The organism is Salmonella sp. SA15303 (assembly GCF_029962125.1).
In the GTDB taxonomy this organism is placed as follows: Bacteria; Pseudomonadota; Gammaproteobacteria; order Enterobacterales; family Enterobacteriaceae; genus Salmonella; species Salmonella enterica.
In genome coordinates this window covers 3,932,808-3,946,866 of sequence record NZ_CP123924.1, presented here as the reverse complement: position 1 = coordinate 3,946,866, position 14,059 = coordinate 3,932,808, and the positions used below count along the sequence as shown (strand labels likewise).

The window sequence follows — 14,059 nt, the reverse complement described above, 5'->3', positions numbered from 1 at the left end:
ATCCACTGAAATCAGGCGTGAGCGCTAACCGGAAAACCGATTAGCGCATCGCGTTTAATCCTCAACTTTGGCCAGGCCTTTGCCGACCAGTTCCTTAATATCTGCTTCGCTATAACCAATGTTTTTCAGAATGGCGGCGGTATCCATGCCGTGTGACGGCATGCCACGCCAGATTTTCCCCGGGTTGTTTTTAAATTTCGGCATGATGTTCGGCCCTTTACAGGTGCGACCGTCCATTGTTTGCCACTGAGTAATCGATTCGCGGGCAACGTACTGCGGGTTACCTTCCAGTTCCGGAATGGTGAGCACCTTCGCACAGGCGATATTCAGTTCAGCAAAACGCGCCTGAACGTCGGCGATGGTGTGTGTTGCCAGCCAGGCGTCCAGTTTCTCTTCGACGAGCGGGCCGTAAGGGCATTCCACGCGATGGATGAGTTGTGTGCCTTCCGGAACTTCCGGCGTACCGAGAATGTGGGCCAGGCCAATATCTTTAAAACACTCGTTGATTTGCGTGATGCCGACCAACTCCATGACGATGTAACCATCGGCGCATTTATACAGGCCGCAACCAGCGTAGTAGGGGTCTTTCCCTTTCGTCATACGTGGACAGATTTCGCCGCCGTTGAAGTAGTCCATCATGAAATACTGACCCATGCGCAGCATCACTTCGTACATGGCGATATCGATGCTTTCACCTTTACCCGTTTCGCGTACTTTGTGCAGGGCTGCCAGCGCGGCTGTCGTCGCGGTCATCCCGGAGAAGTAATCGGCGGTATACGGGAAGGCTGGCATCGGCTGATCAACGTCGCCGTTTTGGATCAGATAACCACTGAATGCCTGCGCGATGGTGTTATACGCCGGAAGATTGGTGTACTCCTCGGTACCATACTGACCGAAGCCGGAAAGGTGGGCAATGACCAGTTTCGGGTTATGTTCCCACAGCACTTCATCAGTAATACCACGGCGGGCAAAGGCCGGGCCTTTACTGGCTTCAATGAAAATATCGGTGGTTTCCATCAGTTTCAGAAACGCTTCCCGACCTTCATCTTTGAAAATATTCAGCGACAGGGCGTGCAGGTTGCGGCGTGAGAGCTGCGGGTAGTTAGGCTGTACGCGGATGGTATCGGCCCATGCGACGTTTTCAATCCAGATAACCTCTGCGCCCCATTCGGCGAACATCTGTCCGGCGAATGGACCGGCGATTTCGATTCCTGAAAAAACAACGCGTACCCCAGCAAGCGGGCCAAAGGTTGGCATTGGTAAATGATTCATCATTTTTCTCCTGGCATTTTTTGCGGTATGTAGGCCGGATAAGCACAGCGCCATCCGGCATGATTGCCTGATGGCGACGCCCCGCGTCTTATCAGGCCTACAAGGGATCGATTAGCGGTATTGCTTAAGTACCGCACGACCCAACGTCAGGATCTGCATTTCATCAGAACCACCAGAAACACGGTCAACGCGCAGGTCACGCCAGAAACGCGTGATGCGGTGGTTGCCCGCGATACCAACACCTCCCAGTACCTGCATGGCGGTGTCTACCACTTCAAACGCGGCGTTGGCGCAGAAGTATTTGCACATTGCCGCGTCGCCGGAGGTAATGGTGCCGTTATCCGCTTTCCACGCGGCTTCCAGCAGCATATTTTTCATGGAGTTCAGTTTGATCGCCATATGCGCAAACTTCTCCTGAATCAGCTGGAAACGGCCAATAGCTTCACCAAACTGCACGCGCTGATTCGCGTAACGCGCAGCGTCTTCAAAAGCGCACATTGCGGTACCGTAGTTGGTCAGCGCGACGAGGAAGCGTTCATGGTCAAACTCTTCTTTCACGCGGTTGAAGCCGTTACCTTCCCGACCGAACATGTCTTTCTCGTCCAGTTCAACGTCGTCAAAGGTGATTTCACAGCAGCTGTCCATGCGCAGACCGAGTTTCTCCAGTTTGTTGACCTTGATACCTGCTTTGCTCATGTCCACAAACCACTCGGTGTAAACCGGTTTATCCGGCGATGCACCGTCTCTCGCCATGACCACGATGTACGGGGTATAGGCGCTACTGGTGATAAAGCACTTACTGCCATTGAGATAAACCTTACCATTTTTGCGCGTATAAGTGGTTTTCAGACTACCAACATCCGATCCCGCTCCTGGTTCGGTGATAGCAGAGTTCCACATCTGCTTACCGGTGCCCCGGAACGCCATGATTTTATCAATTTGCTCCTGAGTCCCTTCACGCAGGAAAGTGTTAAAACCTCCCGGCAATTGGTACAACACGTAAGTTGGCGCGCCAAGACGTCCCAGTTCCATCCAGACGGCGGCGACGGTAACAAAACCCGCTTCCAGACCGCCGTGTTCTTCCGGGATCAGCAGGCTATCAATACCCATATCCGCCAGCGCTTTTACAAAACGCTCAGGGTAGACGCTGTCACGATCGCACTCGGCAAAATAAGCTTCCCAGTTCTCACTGGCCATCAGTTCGCGAATACCGGCGACAAACAGCTCCTGTTCGTCATTTAAGTTGAAATCCATCTTTCAGCCTCTTGATCAATTGGGTTAATAAGAATTACTTGTCTTTCCAGTGCACTTTGGCGTCTTTAATAAAGGACAGCGTCACCATAATGTTGACGAAGAACAGCGGACATCCTCCGGCGATAATCGCGGTCTGAATCGGCTTCAACCCACCCAGCGCCAGCAGAACGATACCGATGATGCCGACCAGCACTGACCAGCCGATACGCACTAACAGAGGCGGCTCTTCACCATCGCGAACTTCGCGACAGGTCGACATCGCCAGGGTGTAAGAGCAGGCGTTAATCAGCGTGACGGTGGCAATAAAGCAGAGGATGAAGAAGCCCCACATGGTGGCGGTGCTGAGCGGCAAGGCGGCCCAGGTTTCGATAATGGCGCGCGCCACGCCGTGTTGCTCAATCAGTTGCGGAATGTTGAGGATGTTTTTATCCATCAGCAGCAGCGTGTTACTGCCCAGCACTGTCCACAGGATCCAGGTAGACGCGGTCAGACCCATCACCATCCCGAAGCACAGCTCACGTACGGTACGACCACGGGAAATACGGGCCAGGAAGATACTCATCTGGATGGCGTAAATAACCCACCACGCCCAGTAGAAAACGGTCCAGCCCTGCGGGAAGCCGCCTTTACCGATGGCGTCGGTATAGAACAGCATCCGTGGCAGGTGCATTAACAGCATCCCGACGGAGTCGGTGAAGTAGTTCATGATGAAGCTGGCGCCGCTGACGATAAACACCCAGCCGAGCATCAGGAAGCTCAGGTAGCTACGCACATCGCTGGCGATTCTGACCCCTTTTTGCAGGCCGCAGGCCACGCAAATCGCGTTCAGAATGATCCAGCAGGTAATGATGATGGCGTCGAGTTGCAGCGTATGCGGAATACCGAACAGCCATTGCATACACTCGGTGACCAGCGGGGTAGCCAGACCGAGGCTGGTGCCCATCGCGAAGATCAGCGCCACCAGGTAGAAGTTATCGACGATGGTACCGAACAACCCTTTCGCATGCTTTTCACCGACGAGCGGTACCAGCGTGGAGCTGGGGCGGATGACATCCATCTTGCGTACAAAGAAGAAGTAGGCGAAGGCCACGGAAAGGAAGCTATAGGTTGCCCACGGCAGCGGCCCCCAGTGGAACAGGCTGTACGCCAGGCCTATCTCTTTCGCGCCCGTGGAATTTGGTTCCAGGCCGAACGGCGGGGTGGAGATATAGTAGTAGATCTCAATAGAGCCCCAGAACAGAACCGCAGCGGATGTACAGGAGGCGAACATCATGAAAATCCAGCTGGCGGTGCTAAACTCCGGTTTTTCGTCACCTAATCTCTTTTTGGCATAGGGGCCAAAAACCAGCCAGAACCAGCCGAAGAGCATGACGACCATATACCATTCAAATGCCCAACCCCAGACGTTGGTGACATAACTGAATACCGCATTAATAACGACGTTAGCGGCATCAAGATCTCTGACTGTTAGCCAGCAAAGTATCCCGACAATTATTAATGGCGGAAAAAAAACCTTCGGTTCAATTCCCGATTTTTTCTTTTCATTTTTCATAAGTGAATTCCAGTGTGAAAACGAAATTTATTTAGCGTGCCAGTCCATGAACGTTTGTTTATTTATTATTAATGATTTGTTGATAAGTTTTTAACCTCTGGGACGCCTCAATGAGTAACTCATGATGGGTATTCACTTCGGGTGATTCTGTTATCTTCGTCACACTTTTTTGCGTTGATTATTTTGTGTCTAAATTTTGATTTTTGCTTTATTTATCAATTGATTGGTTGTGGTTTTTTAACTTTTTTAAGTATCTGGCGTTCAATATTGTTGAGCCAGCAAACAATATTGAAAATTTTCATATTTGGCATATTTCTTTCAATATTGGTGAGGTGCGTAACACTATTGAAAGTTACGAATATCAATGTGTGACATTTTCAATATTGGTGATTAAGGTTTTATTTCCGAATTAAAGAGCGTGATATCTGTATTTAACACCGCCGATATAAATACGTTTCCTTCATGATTTCTGGAGATGCAATGAAGATAATTACTTGCTACAAATGCGTACCTGATGAGCAGGATATTGCGATTAATAATGCTGACGGAACACTCGATTTCAGCAAAGCGGATAGCAAAATCAGCCAATATGATCTGAATGCAATTGAAGCTGCTTGCCAGTTAAAACAGCAGTTGGGAGACGCTCAGGTTGTCGCCATGAGCGTTGGCGGCAAAGCGCTGACTAATGCAAAAGGGCGCAAAGATGTCCTCTCTCGTGGCCCTGATGAACTGATTGTGGTCATTGACGATCAATTTGAGCAGGCGCTGCCGCAACACACCGCTACCGCGCTGGCCGCCGCCGCGCAAAAATCAGGTTTCGATCTACTTATCTGCGGCGACGGTTCTTCCGATCTTTATGCTCAGCAGGTTGGTTTGCTGGTGGGCGAAGCGCTGAACATTCCGGCGATTAACGGCGTGAGTAAAATCCTCTCTCTTACCGACAGCACATTGACAGTAGAACGCGAACTGGAAGATGAAGTTGAAACGCTGAGCATCCCGCTCCCGGCGGTGATCGCGGTTTCCACCGACATTAACACCCCACAAATCCCTTCGATGAAAGCCATTCTTGGCGCGGCGAAAAAACCGGTTCAGGTCTGGTCGCCTGCGGATATCGGGCTGAACAGCGTACCCGCGTATTCCGCACAACAGGTTGCCGCACCGAAGCAGCGCGAGCGTCAGCGTGTGGTGATTGAAGGTGACGGTGAAGAACAAATCGCCGCGTTTGTCGAGAATCTGCGCAAAATCATTTAATTATCAGGGGATGTTATGAACAAATTTTCCAGTGTCTGGGTATTCAGCGATACCCCTTCTCGTCTGCCCGAACTGATGAGTGGCGCGCAGGCTGTAGGTGAAAAAGTTAACGCGTTCGTACTGAACGAAGCAGACAGCGCGACAGCATGTCATTTGGGCGCGGATCATGTCTGGCTGCTCAGCGGCAAACCAGAAGACCGCATGATCGAAGACTACGCTGCTGCGATGGCTGAGACTATTCGTCAGCATAGCGAGGGCGGCGCGGTGCTGCTGCCGAATACGCGTCGGGGCAAGCTGTTGGCGGCAAAGCTGGGCTATCGCTTGTCGGCTGCGGTTTCCAACGATGCCAGCGACGTCTCCCTGCAGGATGGAAAAGCGGCGGTTAAACATATGGTCTACGGCGGTCTGGCGATAGGGGCAGAAACCATCGCTTCGCCGTTTGCCGTGATCACACTCAGCAGTGGAACGTTTGACGCACAACAACCGGATGCTTCTCGCAGCGGCGAGATGCACACCGTGCAGTGGCAGGCTCCGGCCACTGCCGTGACCCGCACCGCAACCCAGGCGCGTCAGAGCAACAGCGTTGACCTCGACAAAGCGCGTCTGGTGGTCAGCGTGGGACGCGGCATCGGCAGCAAAGAGAATATCTCGCTGGCCGAAGCGCTGTGCCAGACGATTGGCGCCGAGCTGGCCTGTTCCCGCCCGGTGGCGGAAAACGAGAAGTGGATGGAGCACGAGCGCTACGTCGGTATCTCCAACCTGATGCTCAAACCTGAACTGTATCTGGCGGTGGGGATCTCCGGGCAGATCCAACACATGGTCGGCGCCAACGGCGCGCAGACGATTTTCGCCATCAACAAAGATAAAAACGCGCCAATCTTCCAGTATGCAGATTTTGGCATCGTTGGCGATGCGCTGAAGATCCTGCCTGCGCTGACGGCTGCCTTAGCGCGATAAACCATTTCGGGCAGGATGCGAAGGTATCCTGCCGCTGACAGGAGTACGTATGTCCGAAGATATCTTTGATGCCATCATCGTGGGTGCAGGTCTGGCCGGTTCGGTTGCGGCGCTGGTGCTTGCTCGCGAAGGTGCACAGGTGCTGGTTATCGAGCGCGGCAATTCTGCTGGCGCGAAGAATGTCACCGGTGGGCGCTTGTATGCACATAGCCTGGAACGCATCATTCCCGGCTTTGCGGATCAGGCCCCCATTGAACGCATGATCACCCACGAAAAACTCGCCTTTATGACCGACAACGGGGCGATGACTATCGACTACTGCAATGGTGAAGATGCTTCAGCGTCGCAGGTTTCCTATTCCGTCTTACGCAGTAAATTTGACGCCTGGCTGATGGAGCAGGCCGAAGAGGCGGGGGCGCAACTGATCACCGGTATTCGCGTGGATAACGTTGTTCAGCGTGATGGCAAAGTCGTGGGCGTGGAAGCCGATGGCGATATTCTGGAAGCCAAAGTCGTGATCCTCGCTGACGGGGTGAATTCTCTGCTGGCTGAAAAGCTGGGCATGACCAAGCGTGTTGAGGCATCGCATGTTGCTGTCGGCGTGAAGGAACTGATCGAATTGCCGAAGTCGGTCATTGAAGATCGTTTCCAGTTACAGGGCAACGAAGGTGCCGCCTGTCTGTTTGCCGGAGCGCCGACCGATGGTCTGATGGGCGGTGGCTTCCTGTATACGAATGAAACAACCCTTTCCCTGGGGCTGGTCTGCGGTCTTCATCATCTGAAAGACGCGAAAAAATCGGTCCCGCAAATGCTGGAAGATTTCAAACAGCATCCGGCAGTTGCGCCGCTGATCGCCGGTGGCAAGCTGGTGGAATATGCCGCGCACGTTGTACCCGAGGCGGGAATGAATATGCAGCCTGAACTGGTGGGCGATGGCGTACTGATTGCCGGGGATGCTGCCGGCATGTGTATGAACCTCGGCTTTACCATCCGGGGTATGGATCTCGCCATATCCGCAGGCGAAGCGGCGGCGAAGACGGTGCTTTCGGCGATGAAGCGCGACGATTTTAGCAAGCAGTCGCTGGGTGAATACCGTCAGCATCTGGACGAAGGTCCGATGCGCGATATGCGCATGTATCAGAAACTACCGGCTTTTCTTGATAATCCCCGCATGTTTACCGCTTATCCCGAAATGGCGGTCAATATCGCGCGCGACCTGTTCACCGTGGATGGCTCCGCTCCGGTGCCCATGCGTAAAAAAATCCTGCGCCATGCGAAGAAAGTGGGCTTCATTAATCTGATGAAAGATGGCCTGAAAGGAGTGACCGTATTATGACATCTCCCGTTAATGTGGACGTCAAACTGGGCGTCAATAAGTTCAATGTGGATGAAGACAGCCCGCACATCATTCTCAAAACCGATCCTGATAAACAGGCGCTGGAGGTGCTGATTAAGGCCTGTCCGGCGGGACTGTATAAAAAGCAGGACGACGGCAGCGTTCGTTTTGATTACGCCGGGTGCCTGGAGTGCGGAACGTGCCGGATCCTCGGCCTTGATACGGCGCTGGAAAAATGGGAATACCCGCGCGGGACGTTTGGCGTAGAGTTCCGCTACGGCTAATAAGTACGAAGTTGTGCCCCCGTTGGCCGGATAAGATGCGGTAGCGTCGCCATCCGGCAATCATGTGGCGCCAATGCCGGATGGCGGCGGAAACGCCTTATCCGGCCTACAGATGCGCTTTGCCCGTGTTGAAACAGGACATCACCATGCAGCAGCCCAGGAACTTTGATGACCTTAAATTCTCCTCCATTCATCGCAGAATTATGCTGTGGGGAAGCGGCGGCCCGTTCCTTGATGGCTACGTGCTGGTGATCATTGGCGTGGCGCTGGAACAACTGACGCCGCTATTGCACCTTGATGCTGAATGGATTGGCGCGCTCGGCGCGGCTACGCTTGCCGGACTGTTTATCGGCACCTCGTTGTTTGGCTATATTTGCGATAAAGTCGGGCGGCGTAAAATGTTCCTGCTTGATATTATCGCTATCGGCGTTATCTCCGTGGCGACCATGTTTGTTTCCACGCCGCTTGAATTACTGGTGATGCGCGTTTTAATTGGCATTGTTATCGGCGCGGATTACCCTATCGCTACTTCCATGATTACGGAGTTTTCCAACACCCGCCAGCGCGCGTTCTCCATCGGTTTTATCGCCGCGATGTGGTACGTCGGCGCGACCTGCGCCAACCTGGTGGGCTACTGGCTGTATGACATGGAAGGCGGCTGGCGTTGGATGCTTGGCAGCGCCTTTATCCCGTGCTTAATCATTTTGATTGGCCGCTTTGACCTGCCGGAATCGCCACGCTGGCTATTGCGAAAAGGACGGGTAAAAGAGTGCGAACAAATGATGATCAAACTGTTCGGCGAACCGGTCTGCTTTGACGATGAGCTGCCGCAGGAGACCCGCTTCCTGCAGCTGTTTAACCGCCGTCATTTCCCGTTTGTACTGTTCGTTGCGGCTATCTGGACCTGTCAGGTGATCCCGATGTTCGCTATCTATACCTTTGGGCCGCAGATCGTCGGGTTACTCGGCTGGGAGCAGGGGCGCAACGCGGCGCTTGGCAATGTGGTGATTAGCCTCTTTTTTATGCTGGGCTGTATACCGGCGATGTTCTGGCTAAACAGTATTGGCCGTCGCCCTCTGCTTATTGGCAGCTTCGCCATGATGACTATCGCGCTGGCGCTGCTGGGGCTGGTGTCAAATCTGGGCATCATACTGGTCGTGGTGGCGTTTGCGGTATACGCCTTCTTTTCCGGCGGACCGGGCATACTGCAATGGCTTTATCCTAATGAACTCTTCCCGACGGATATTCGCGCTTCGGCCGTGGGGGTCATCATGTCATTAAGCCGCATCGGAACCATTGTCTCCACCTGGGCATTACCGATTTTTATTACTCGTTACGGTATTAATAACGTCATGCTGATTGGCGCGTTGATTTCGTTAGTCGGGCTTGGCGTATCGGTGATGTTTGCCCCGGAAACCCGCGGCTTGACGCTAACACAGACCGGAAACATGACTTTGCGCGGAACGCCATCGGATAACCCTCGTTAAGAGTGTTCTGCATTTCTCCCTGCTTTTCGCCAATAACGCTACAGTTAACAGTCACATGCTAAAACAACTGAAAAGCAGGGAGAACACCATGCAAAAACGTCTTATGACCGCACTGTTTACCGCAGCAACACTATTCACCGTCGCAGGATGCTCTTCTAACCAGGCGGTTGAAACCACGGATGGCAAAACTATTGTCACCGACGGGAAACCCGAGGTCGATAACGATACCGGTATGGTGTCTTACAAAAACGCCGCCACCGGGAAAACCGAACAGATTAACCGCGATCAGCTGAAAAATATGAGCGAGCTGGATAATTAATTCAATCTTTTCTGGTTAGCCGCGCAATAATATTTTCTCTTTATGCGCATCCATTTATTCCCATGCGAATAAACGGATGCCTGAACAGGCAGGGACGCCGGAAAACGTCGAAATACGTTAGACCATTCGCCCGTGTTCCCGCTTTCCCCACCGCGCTGTCCGCTTACATGAGGTTACACTCATCGACATTTCTCTGAACAGCGGCTCAACATTTCCCAGAAAAAAACATATCGCAGGGCATTTATCCTTATGATTAGGTATAAATGATGAGGTATAAGGAACAGGAGTCTGTAATGAAACCAATACCTTTTTATTTGCTCGCGCTATTTTCTGCCGCCTCCGGGGCTACGGAGATAAACGTCTGCAAAGACCTGATCGGAACATGGAAAACCACGGCAGATAACCCGCCTTATACCATGACAATATCGCCGCCAGTAGAAAGCTGCGGGGAAAAATGTGTGAAACTGAACGTGCAGTATGAACTTGACGTGACTCACCGCAACGCGCTTTATTGCCATGAAGGACAAGAGGGGGTAAAAGGGCAGGGACCCATGGTGATAGCATTTGAAGGGGCGTATGGTGGACACGCTATTGGAACCTATAACCGACAGCTGCAATTACTTTGGGCTGGCGTAATATCGAAAAATAAAAAGGGGAAATGGATAACGAAAATGGAAAATTACTGGTTCAGGCAGGTAAAAGCGCACTAAACATCATCTTAAAACAGCCCGCAAAACCGTCTTATTCACGAAGGGCTTACTGCCTGCGCGCGCACATTCCAACGGCTTGCCTGCCCCGGATGAACTGTTGATAAAAAAGAGGGCCAGCATCCGTTTCCAGACGGCCCTGAGTGGATTGTGACGTAACATGGCACCTTGCTGGCGCTCTCTTATTATTTCATGCCAGTGCCCTCGTTATGGCGCAATCAGAGCTTTATTTCGTCGCATCGTTATAAACTTCGGCAACGGCTTCAAAATTCGGACCATGCTCACGTGCAGCGATAATATGGTAATATTTTCCGCCTTTCGCATCGGCTAATTCTGACAGTTTTTCGCGTAGATCAGAGGGTGAGGAAATCTGTCCGCCACTCTGGGACACATTTATGGTGCCGACCTTAACCAGTTTGAAGTGGCTGATTTCTTGTTTAGAGACCTGCTCTGCCGCAAGTGTGCTGAATGAAGCAACCGTTGCCAGTAATGCGGCGGCAATAATGCGTTTTTTCATAGTTCTGTTCCTGTTGCATTGATGATAAGGTTTGCGCAATATCAGTAATCCGTAACGAAATTATTTATCCCCTTCATACTTCAGGTTGCTTATGGGTTGGCTACGGATTACTCGGCCCACCCATGGGCCTCGCCCTGACGGGCCGTCGCACGCGACGTTCAAATCTGCTCCCGGCAAATTTGTCGCTCACCTCAGTCACATAATTATCTATGCTCCCGGGGACTCACTCCCTTGCCGCCTTTAAGCAACTCGAATTATTTTGGGTAATAACCTCGGTTGATTATCTGAAAATAGCCTTATTTGGTGTGACCGTCTTTTATCTTGTTATAGTCACCTCTTTATGTTGTTGTCAATGTAAAATAATGCACTGCCAGCTAAAAAGAAACTTAACCCCCTGTAAATAATAGTTTTTATATTATTTCTTTTAATGGCGTAATTTTTATTGAATCACGCGGCAATACGCTAGTTTTATTCATAAGCAACATAACAGAATTGAGTTATGTTTTAATTTCCCAGAGTGATATTACCGGTTGTATGTCTATGGTTGCGCGGCCTGTTACTGATAGTGTTTCTTTCGGGGCGATTTTATTGTAGCGGCATAGGGTAATCACCGTAGCTGAAGGGAAAAGGCACGAACACAGCACTATAGAGTATGTTTAATAATGTATTTTTTTATGAAGTAATGTCTGCAGTTGTATCTCTAAAATAAAAACAATGAACTTTTCATCTAAATAATTTTTCAGTGAATTATGGTTATTTATTAATATATTTCTAATTTGAAATACAAATCAATTTATAACACATATTCTTACCCGGAAGGCATTGATACATATCCACGCTTCCTCGTACAGTAATAAATGAATATGTGATAAAGTTACTGACTACAGGTATAATAATATGAGTAATAAAAAAAATCTGTCCGCAGAAGAGACGGATCTTACGCGTAGGAAACTGTTAACCAGTGCCGGTATTCTTGCCGCAGGCGGTATGTTATCCGGCGCGGTAAAGGCTGATGAAAAATGCGCCGTCAAGGCGAAACCGGCGTGGGATAAACCGTTTACTGGCGAAATCCCGGAAAAATTGCCAGAAGGATATAATATTCTGTTAGTCGTGACCGACCAGGAGCGTTTTTTTCCTACGTTTCCTTTCCCGGTACCCGGCAGAGAGCGGCTCATGAAAACGGGGGTGACATTCTGTAATCATCAGAATACCAGTAATGTCTGTACGCCTTCCCGCTCCGTATTGTATACCGGCTTACATATGCCCCAGACAAAGATGTTTGATAATTTGGGATTACCCTGGATGCCTTATGACCTTGACCCCGCTCTTGGAACCACAGGTCATATGATGCGGGAACTGGGATACTATACGGCCTATAAAGGTAAGTGGCATCTTACAGAAAAACTGGAGAAGCCTTTGCCTGACGAAAAAGATGAGGATATTGATGTCGGGGATATTCCTGAACCAGAATTACATAAAATTATGGAAAAATATGGTTTTGCTGACTATCACGGCATCGGCGATATTATAGGCCATAGTAAAGGCGGCTATTTTTATGATTCAACCACCACGGCTCAGACTATAAATTGGTTAAGATGCAAGGGGCAGCCCTTGAATGACCAACACAAGCCCTGGTTCCTGGCCGTTAACCTCGTTAATCCTCATGACGTCATGTTTATTGATACCGATAAAGAGGGAGAAAAGGTACAGTGGCGTGGCGAGTTGGATCAGGATGATAATACCCTGGCGCCCACGCAGCCACCGGAAAACGAACTTTATCAGGCAAGCTGGCCGAACTATCCGCTGCCGGCAAACAGGCATCAATCATTCAATGAGCAGGGAAGACCGCCGGCGCATCTTGAATACCAGACGGCGCGCGCTGCGCTGGAAGGGCAGTTTCCTGATGAAGATCGTCGTTGGCGTAAACTGCTTGACTACTATTTCAACTGTATCCGCGATTGTGATACTCACCTTGACCGGATATTAAATGAACTTGATGCCCTCAAGTTAACTGATAAAACGATTGTTGTATTTACTGCCGATCATGGCGAATTAGGCGGAAGCCATCAGATGCACGGTAAAGGCGCTTCCGTTTATAAAGAACAGATCCATGTACCGATGATTATTTCCCACCCGGCGTACCCCGGTAATAAGAAATGTCAGGCGTTGACCTGTCATCTTGATATCGCGCCGACATTAGTTGGACTGACCGGTTTGCCGGAAGAAAAACAGCACCAGGCGTTAGGCAACCGCAAAGGCGTTAATTTTAGCGGATTGCTAAAAAACCCGGAGAGCGTTGCGGTTAATGCGGTGAGAAATGCCAGCTTATATTGCTATGGCATGATCTTGTATACCGATGCCCATTATCTCCACCGCGTTATTGCGCTACAAAGAGATAAACAAAAAACGGTGGCGCAAATCAAGCAGGAAATATCTCATTTGCATCCTGATTTCAGCCATCGTTCAGGGACGCGCATGATTAACGATGGTCGTTATAAGTTTGCACGCTATTTCTCGCTAAGGGAGCATAATACGCCGGAAACCTGGGAGGATCTTATTAAGTACAACGATCTTGAACTTTACGATCTTAAAAATGATCCCGATGAGAACCATAACCTTGCTGCTGATAAACAGAAATATCAGGATCTCATTCTTACGATGAATGAAAAACTGAATAAAATTATCAAAGACGAAATTGGCGTGGATGACGGCAGTTTTATGCCGGATGCGGCCCATGAGCCGTGGGATCTTACTATTGAGCAATTTAACCGCATGGCGAAAGATTAAGAGCCTGGCCCATTAGGCTATTTTATTCGTCGGCGATCTGGCATCCAGCGTGTCTGGAGGTTCAGATGCTGTTGGCGCTGCGCTTATTGGGTCTGTATCATCATGTAATGGATTGATATTACAGTCATTACAGGCAAATTTAGCGCAGCGCCGCCCGACAAGAAGGCCTTAAACCGATTGGTCAGCGATTTAAGGCTACTATCATCACCGACCTTTCCACACCGGATCGCGCTTTTCCGCAAACGCCTGCGGCCCTTCGAGAGCGTCTTCCGGAGGCAGGACGGCGCCAGCTCCTGGCTGGCGTTAATTCAATTTTTTCTGATTAGCCGCTCAATA

Annotated in this window: 12 protein-coding genes and 1 pseudogene; 8 read left to right on the top strand and 5 right to left on the bottom strand. The window is 50.6% G+C overall.

The features are described 5' to 3' along the window. Nucleotides 1–54: 54 nt before the first annotated feature. From caiB to caiT, 3 genes are all read right to left on the bottom strand, one after another. The gene (caiB, locus tag QEN31_RS19465; protein WP_001016212.1) at nt 55–1,272 is read right to left on the bottom strand and encodes an L-carnitine CoA-transferase; all 1,218 of its coding nucleotides are present in this window, start codon (nt 1,270–1,272) and stop codon (nt 55–57) included. Nucleotides 1,273–1,383: 111 nt separating this feature from the next. Further along, complete coding sequence (caiA, locus tag QEN31_RS19460) at nt 1,384–2,526, bottom strand: crotonobetainyl-CoA dehydrogenase (protein ID WP_000347134.1); 1,143 nt, start codon at nt 2,524–2,526, stop codon at nt 1,384–1,386. A gap of 34 nt (nt 2,527–2,560) precedes the next feature. After that, nucleotides 2,561–4,078 carry an L-carnitine/gamma-butyrobetaine antiporter gene (gene caiT, locus QEN31_RS19455; protein ID WP_000787073.1) on the bottom strand — a complete coding sequence of 506 codons (1,518 nt, stop codon included), beginning with the start codon at nt 4,076–4,078 and terminating at the stop codon, nt 2,561–2,563. A gap of 480 nt (nt 4,079–4,558) precedes the next feature. On the opposite strand from caiT, the gene QEN31_RS19450 reads away from it, so the two are divergent. The 7 genes from QEN31_RS19450 to QEN31_RS19420 all read left to right on the top strand — a co-directional run bounded on the left by QEN31_RS19450 (nt 4,559) and on the right by QEN31_RS19420 (nt 10,422). Next, nucleotides 4,559–5,329 carry an electron transfer flavoprotein FixA gene (locus tag QEN31_RS19450; protein ID WP_000692185.1) on the top strand — a complete coding sequence of 257 codons (771 nt, stop codon included), beginning with the start codon at nt 4,559–4,561 and terminating at the stop codon, nt 5,327–5,329. Between the two features lie 15 nt (nt 5,330–5,344). After that, entirely contained in the window at nt 5,345–6,286 is a 942-nt protein-coding gene (locus QEN31_RS19445; protein WP_001032189.1) for an electron transfer flavoprotein subunit alpha/FixB family protein, read from the top strand. A gap of 49 nt (nt 6,287–6,335) precedes the next feature. Continuing rightward, a complete protein-coding gene (locus QEN31_RS19440; RefSeq protein WP_001287777.1) occupies nt 6,336–7,622 on the top strand; it encodes an FAD-dependent oxidoreductase in 1,287 nt (428 codons plus the stop codon). Then, nucleotides 7,619–7,906, top strand: a complete 288-nt coding sequence (fixX, locus tag QEN31_RS19435; RefSeq protein ID WP_000203736.1) for a ferredoxin-like protein FixX — start codon at nt 7,619–7,621, stop codon at nt 7,904–7,906. The genes QEN31_RS19440 and fixX overlap by 4 nt, the downstream gene beginning before the upstream one ends. 146 nt (nt 7,907–8,052) lie before the next feature. After that, complete coding sequence (locus QEN31_RS19430) at nt 8,053–9,393, top strand: MFS transporter (RefSeq protein WP_001737995.1); 1,341 nt, start codon at nt 8,053–8,055, stop codon at nt 9,391–9,393. An 88-nt stretch (nt 9,394–9,481) separates the two neighbouring features. Further along, nucleotides 9,482–9,712: a YgdI/YgdR family lipoprotein gene (locus tag QEN31_RS19425; protein ID WP_001172089.1), complete on the top strand. Its 231-nt coding sequence runs from the start codon at nt 9,482–9,484 to the stop codon at nt 9,710–9,712. A 293-nt stretch (nt 9,713–10,005) separates the two neighbouring features. Next, the gene (locus tag QEN31_RS19420; RefSeq protein ID WP_000802644.1) at nt 10,006–10,422 is read left to right on the top strand and encodes a hypothetical protein; all 417 of its coding nucleotides are present in this window, start codon (nt 10,006–10,008) and stop codon (nt 10,420–10,422) included. A gap of 223 nt (nt 10,423–10,645) precedes the next feature. Here QEN31_RS19420 and srfN read toward each other — a convergent pair whose 3' ends face one another. Next, nucleotides 10,646–10,936, bottom strand: coding sequence for a DUF1471 family virulence protein SrfN (gene srfN / locus QEN31_RS19415; RefSeq protein WP_000745961.1), 291 nt, complete (start codon nt 10,934–10,936; stop codon nt 10,646–10,648). An 897-nt stretch (nt 10,937–11,833) separates the two neighbouring features. Between srfN and QEN31_RS19410 the strand changes: the two genes are divergently transcribed. Next, the gene (locus tag QEN31_RS19410; RefSeq protein ID WP_000066317.1) at nt 11,834–13,723 is read left to right on the top strand and encodes a sulfatase-like hydrolase/transferase; all 1,890 of its coding nucleotides are present in this window, start codon (nt 11,834–11,836) and stop codon (nt 13,721–13,723) included. 204 nt (nt 13,724–13,927) lie between these two features. Here QEN31_RS19410 and QEN31_RS25470 read toward each other — a convergent pair. After that, nucleotides 13,928–14,008: pseudogene (locus tag QEN31_RS25470) on the bottom strand (hypothetical protein); the annotation flags it as partial. Between the last annotated feature and the right edge of the window lie 51 nt (nt 14,009–14,059).

Excerpts from the sequence above, each read along its gene's own strand:
- caiB (WP_001016212.1), bottom strand. The coding sequence starts at position 1,272 with ATGAATCATTTACCAATGCCAACCTTTGGCCCGCTTGCTGGGGTACGC.
- caiA (WP_000347134.1), bottom strand. The coding sequence starts at position 2,526 with ATGGATTTCAACTTAAATGACGAACAGGAGCTGTTTGTCGCCGGTATT.
- caiT (WP_000787073.1), bottom strand. The coding sequence starts at position 4,078 with ATGAAAAATGAAAAGAAAAAATCGGGAATTGAACCGAAGGTTTTTTTT.
- QEN31_RS19450 (WP_000692185.1), top strand. The coding sequence starts at position 4,559 with ATGAAGATAATTACTTGCTACAAATGCGTACCTGATGAGCAGGATATT.
- QEN31_RS19445 (WP_001032189.1), top strand. The coding sequence starts at position 5,345 with ATGAACAAATTTTCCAGTGTCTGGGTATTCAGCGATACCCCTTCTCGT.
- QEN31_RS19440 (WP_001287777.1), top strand. The coding sequence starts at position 6,336 with ATGTCCGAAGATATCTTTGATGCCATCATCGTGGGTGCAGGTCTGGCC.
- fixX (WP_000203736.1), top strand. The coding sequence starts at position 7,619 with ATGACATCTCCCGTTAATGTGGACGTCAAACTGGGCGTCAATAAGTTC.
- QEN31_RS19430 (WP_001737995.1), top strand. The coding sequence starts at position 8,053 with ATGCAGCAGCCCAGGAACTTTGATGACCTTAAATTCTCCTCCATTCAT.
- QEN31_RS19425 (WP_001172089.1), top strand. The coding sequence starts at position 9,482 with ATGCAAAAACGTCTTATGACCGCACTGTTTACCGCAGCAACACTATTC.
- QEN31_RS19420 (WP_000802644.1), top strand. The coding sequence starts at position 10,006 with ATGAAACCAATACCTTTTTATTTGCTCGCGCTATTTTCTGCCGCCTCC.
- srfN (WP_000745961.1), bottom strand. The coding sequence starts at position 10,936 with ATGAAAAAACGCATTATTGCCGCCGCATTACTGGCAACGGTTGCTTCA.
- QEN31_RS19410 (WP_000066317.1), top strand. The coding sequence starts at position 11,834 with ATGAGTAATAAAAAAAATCTGTCCGCAGAAGAGACGGATCTTACGCGT.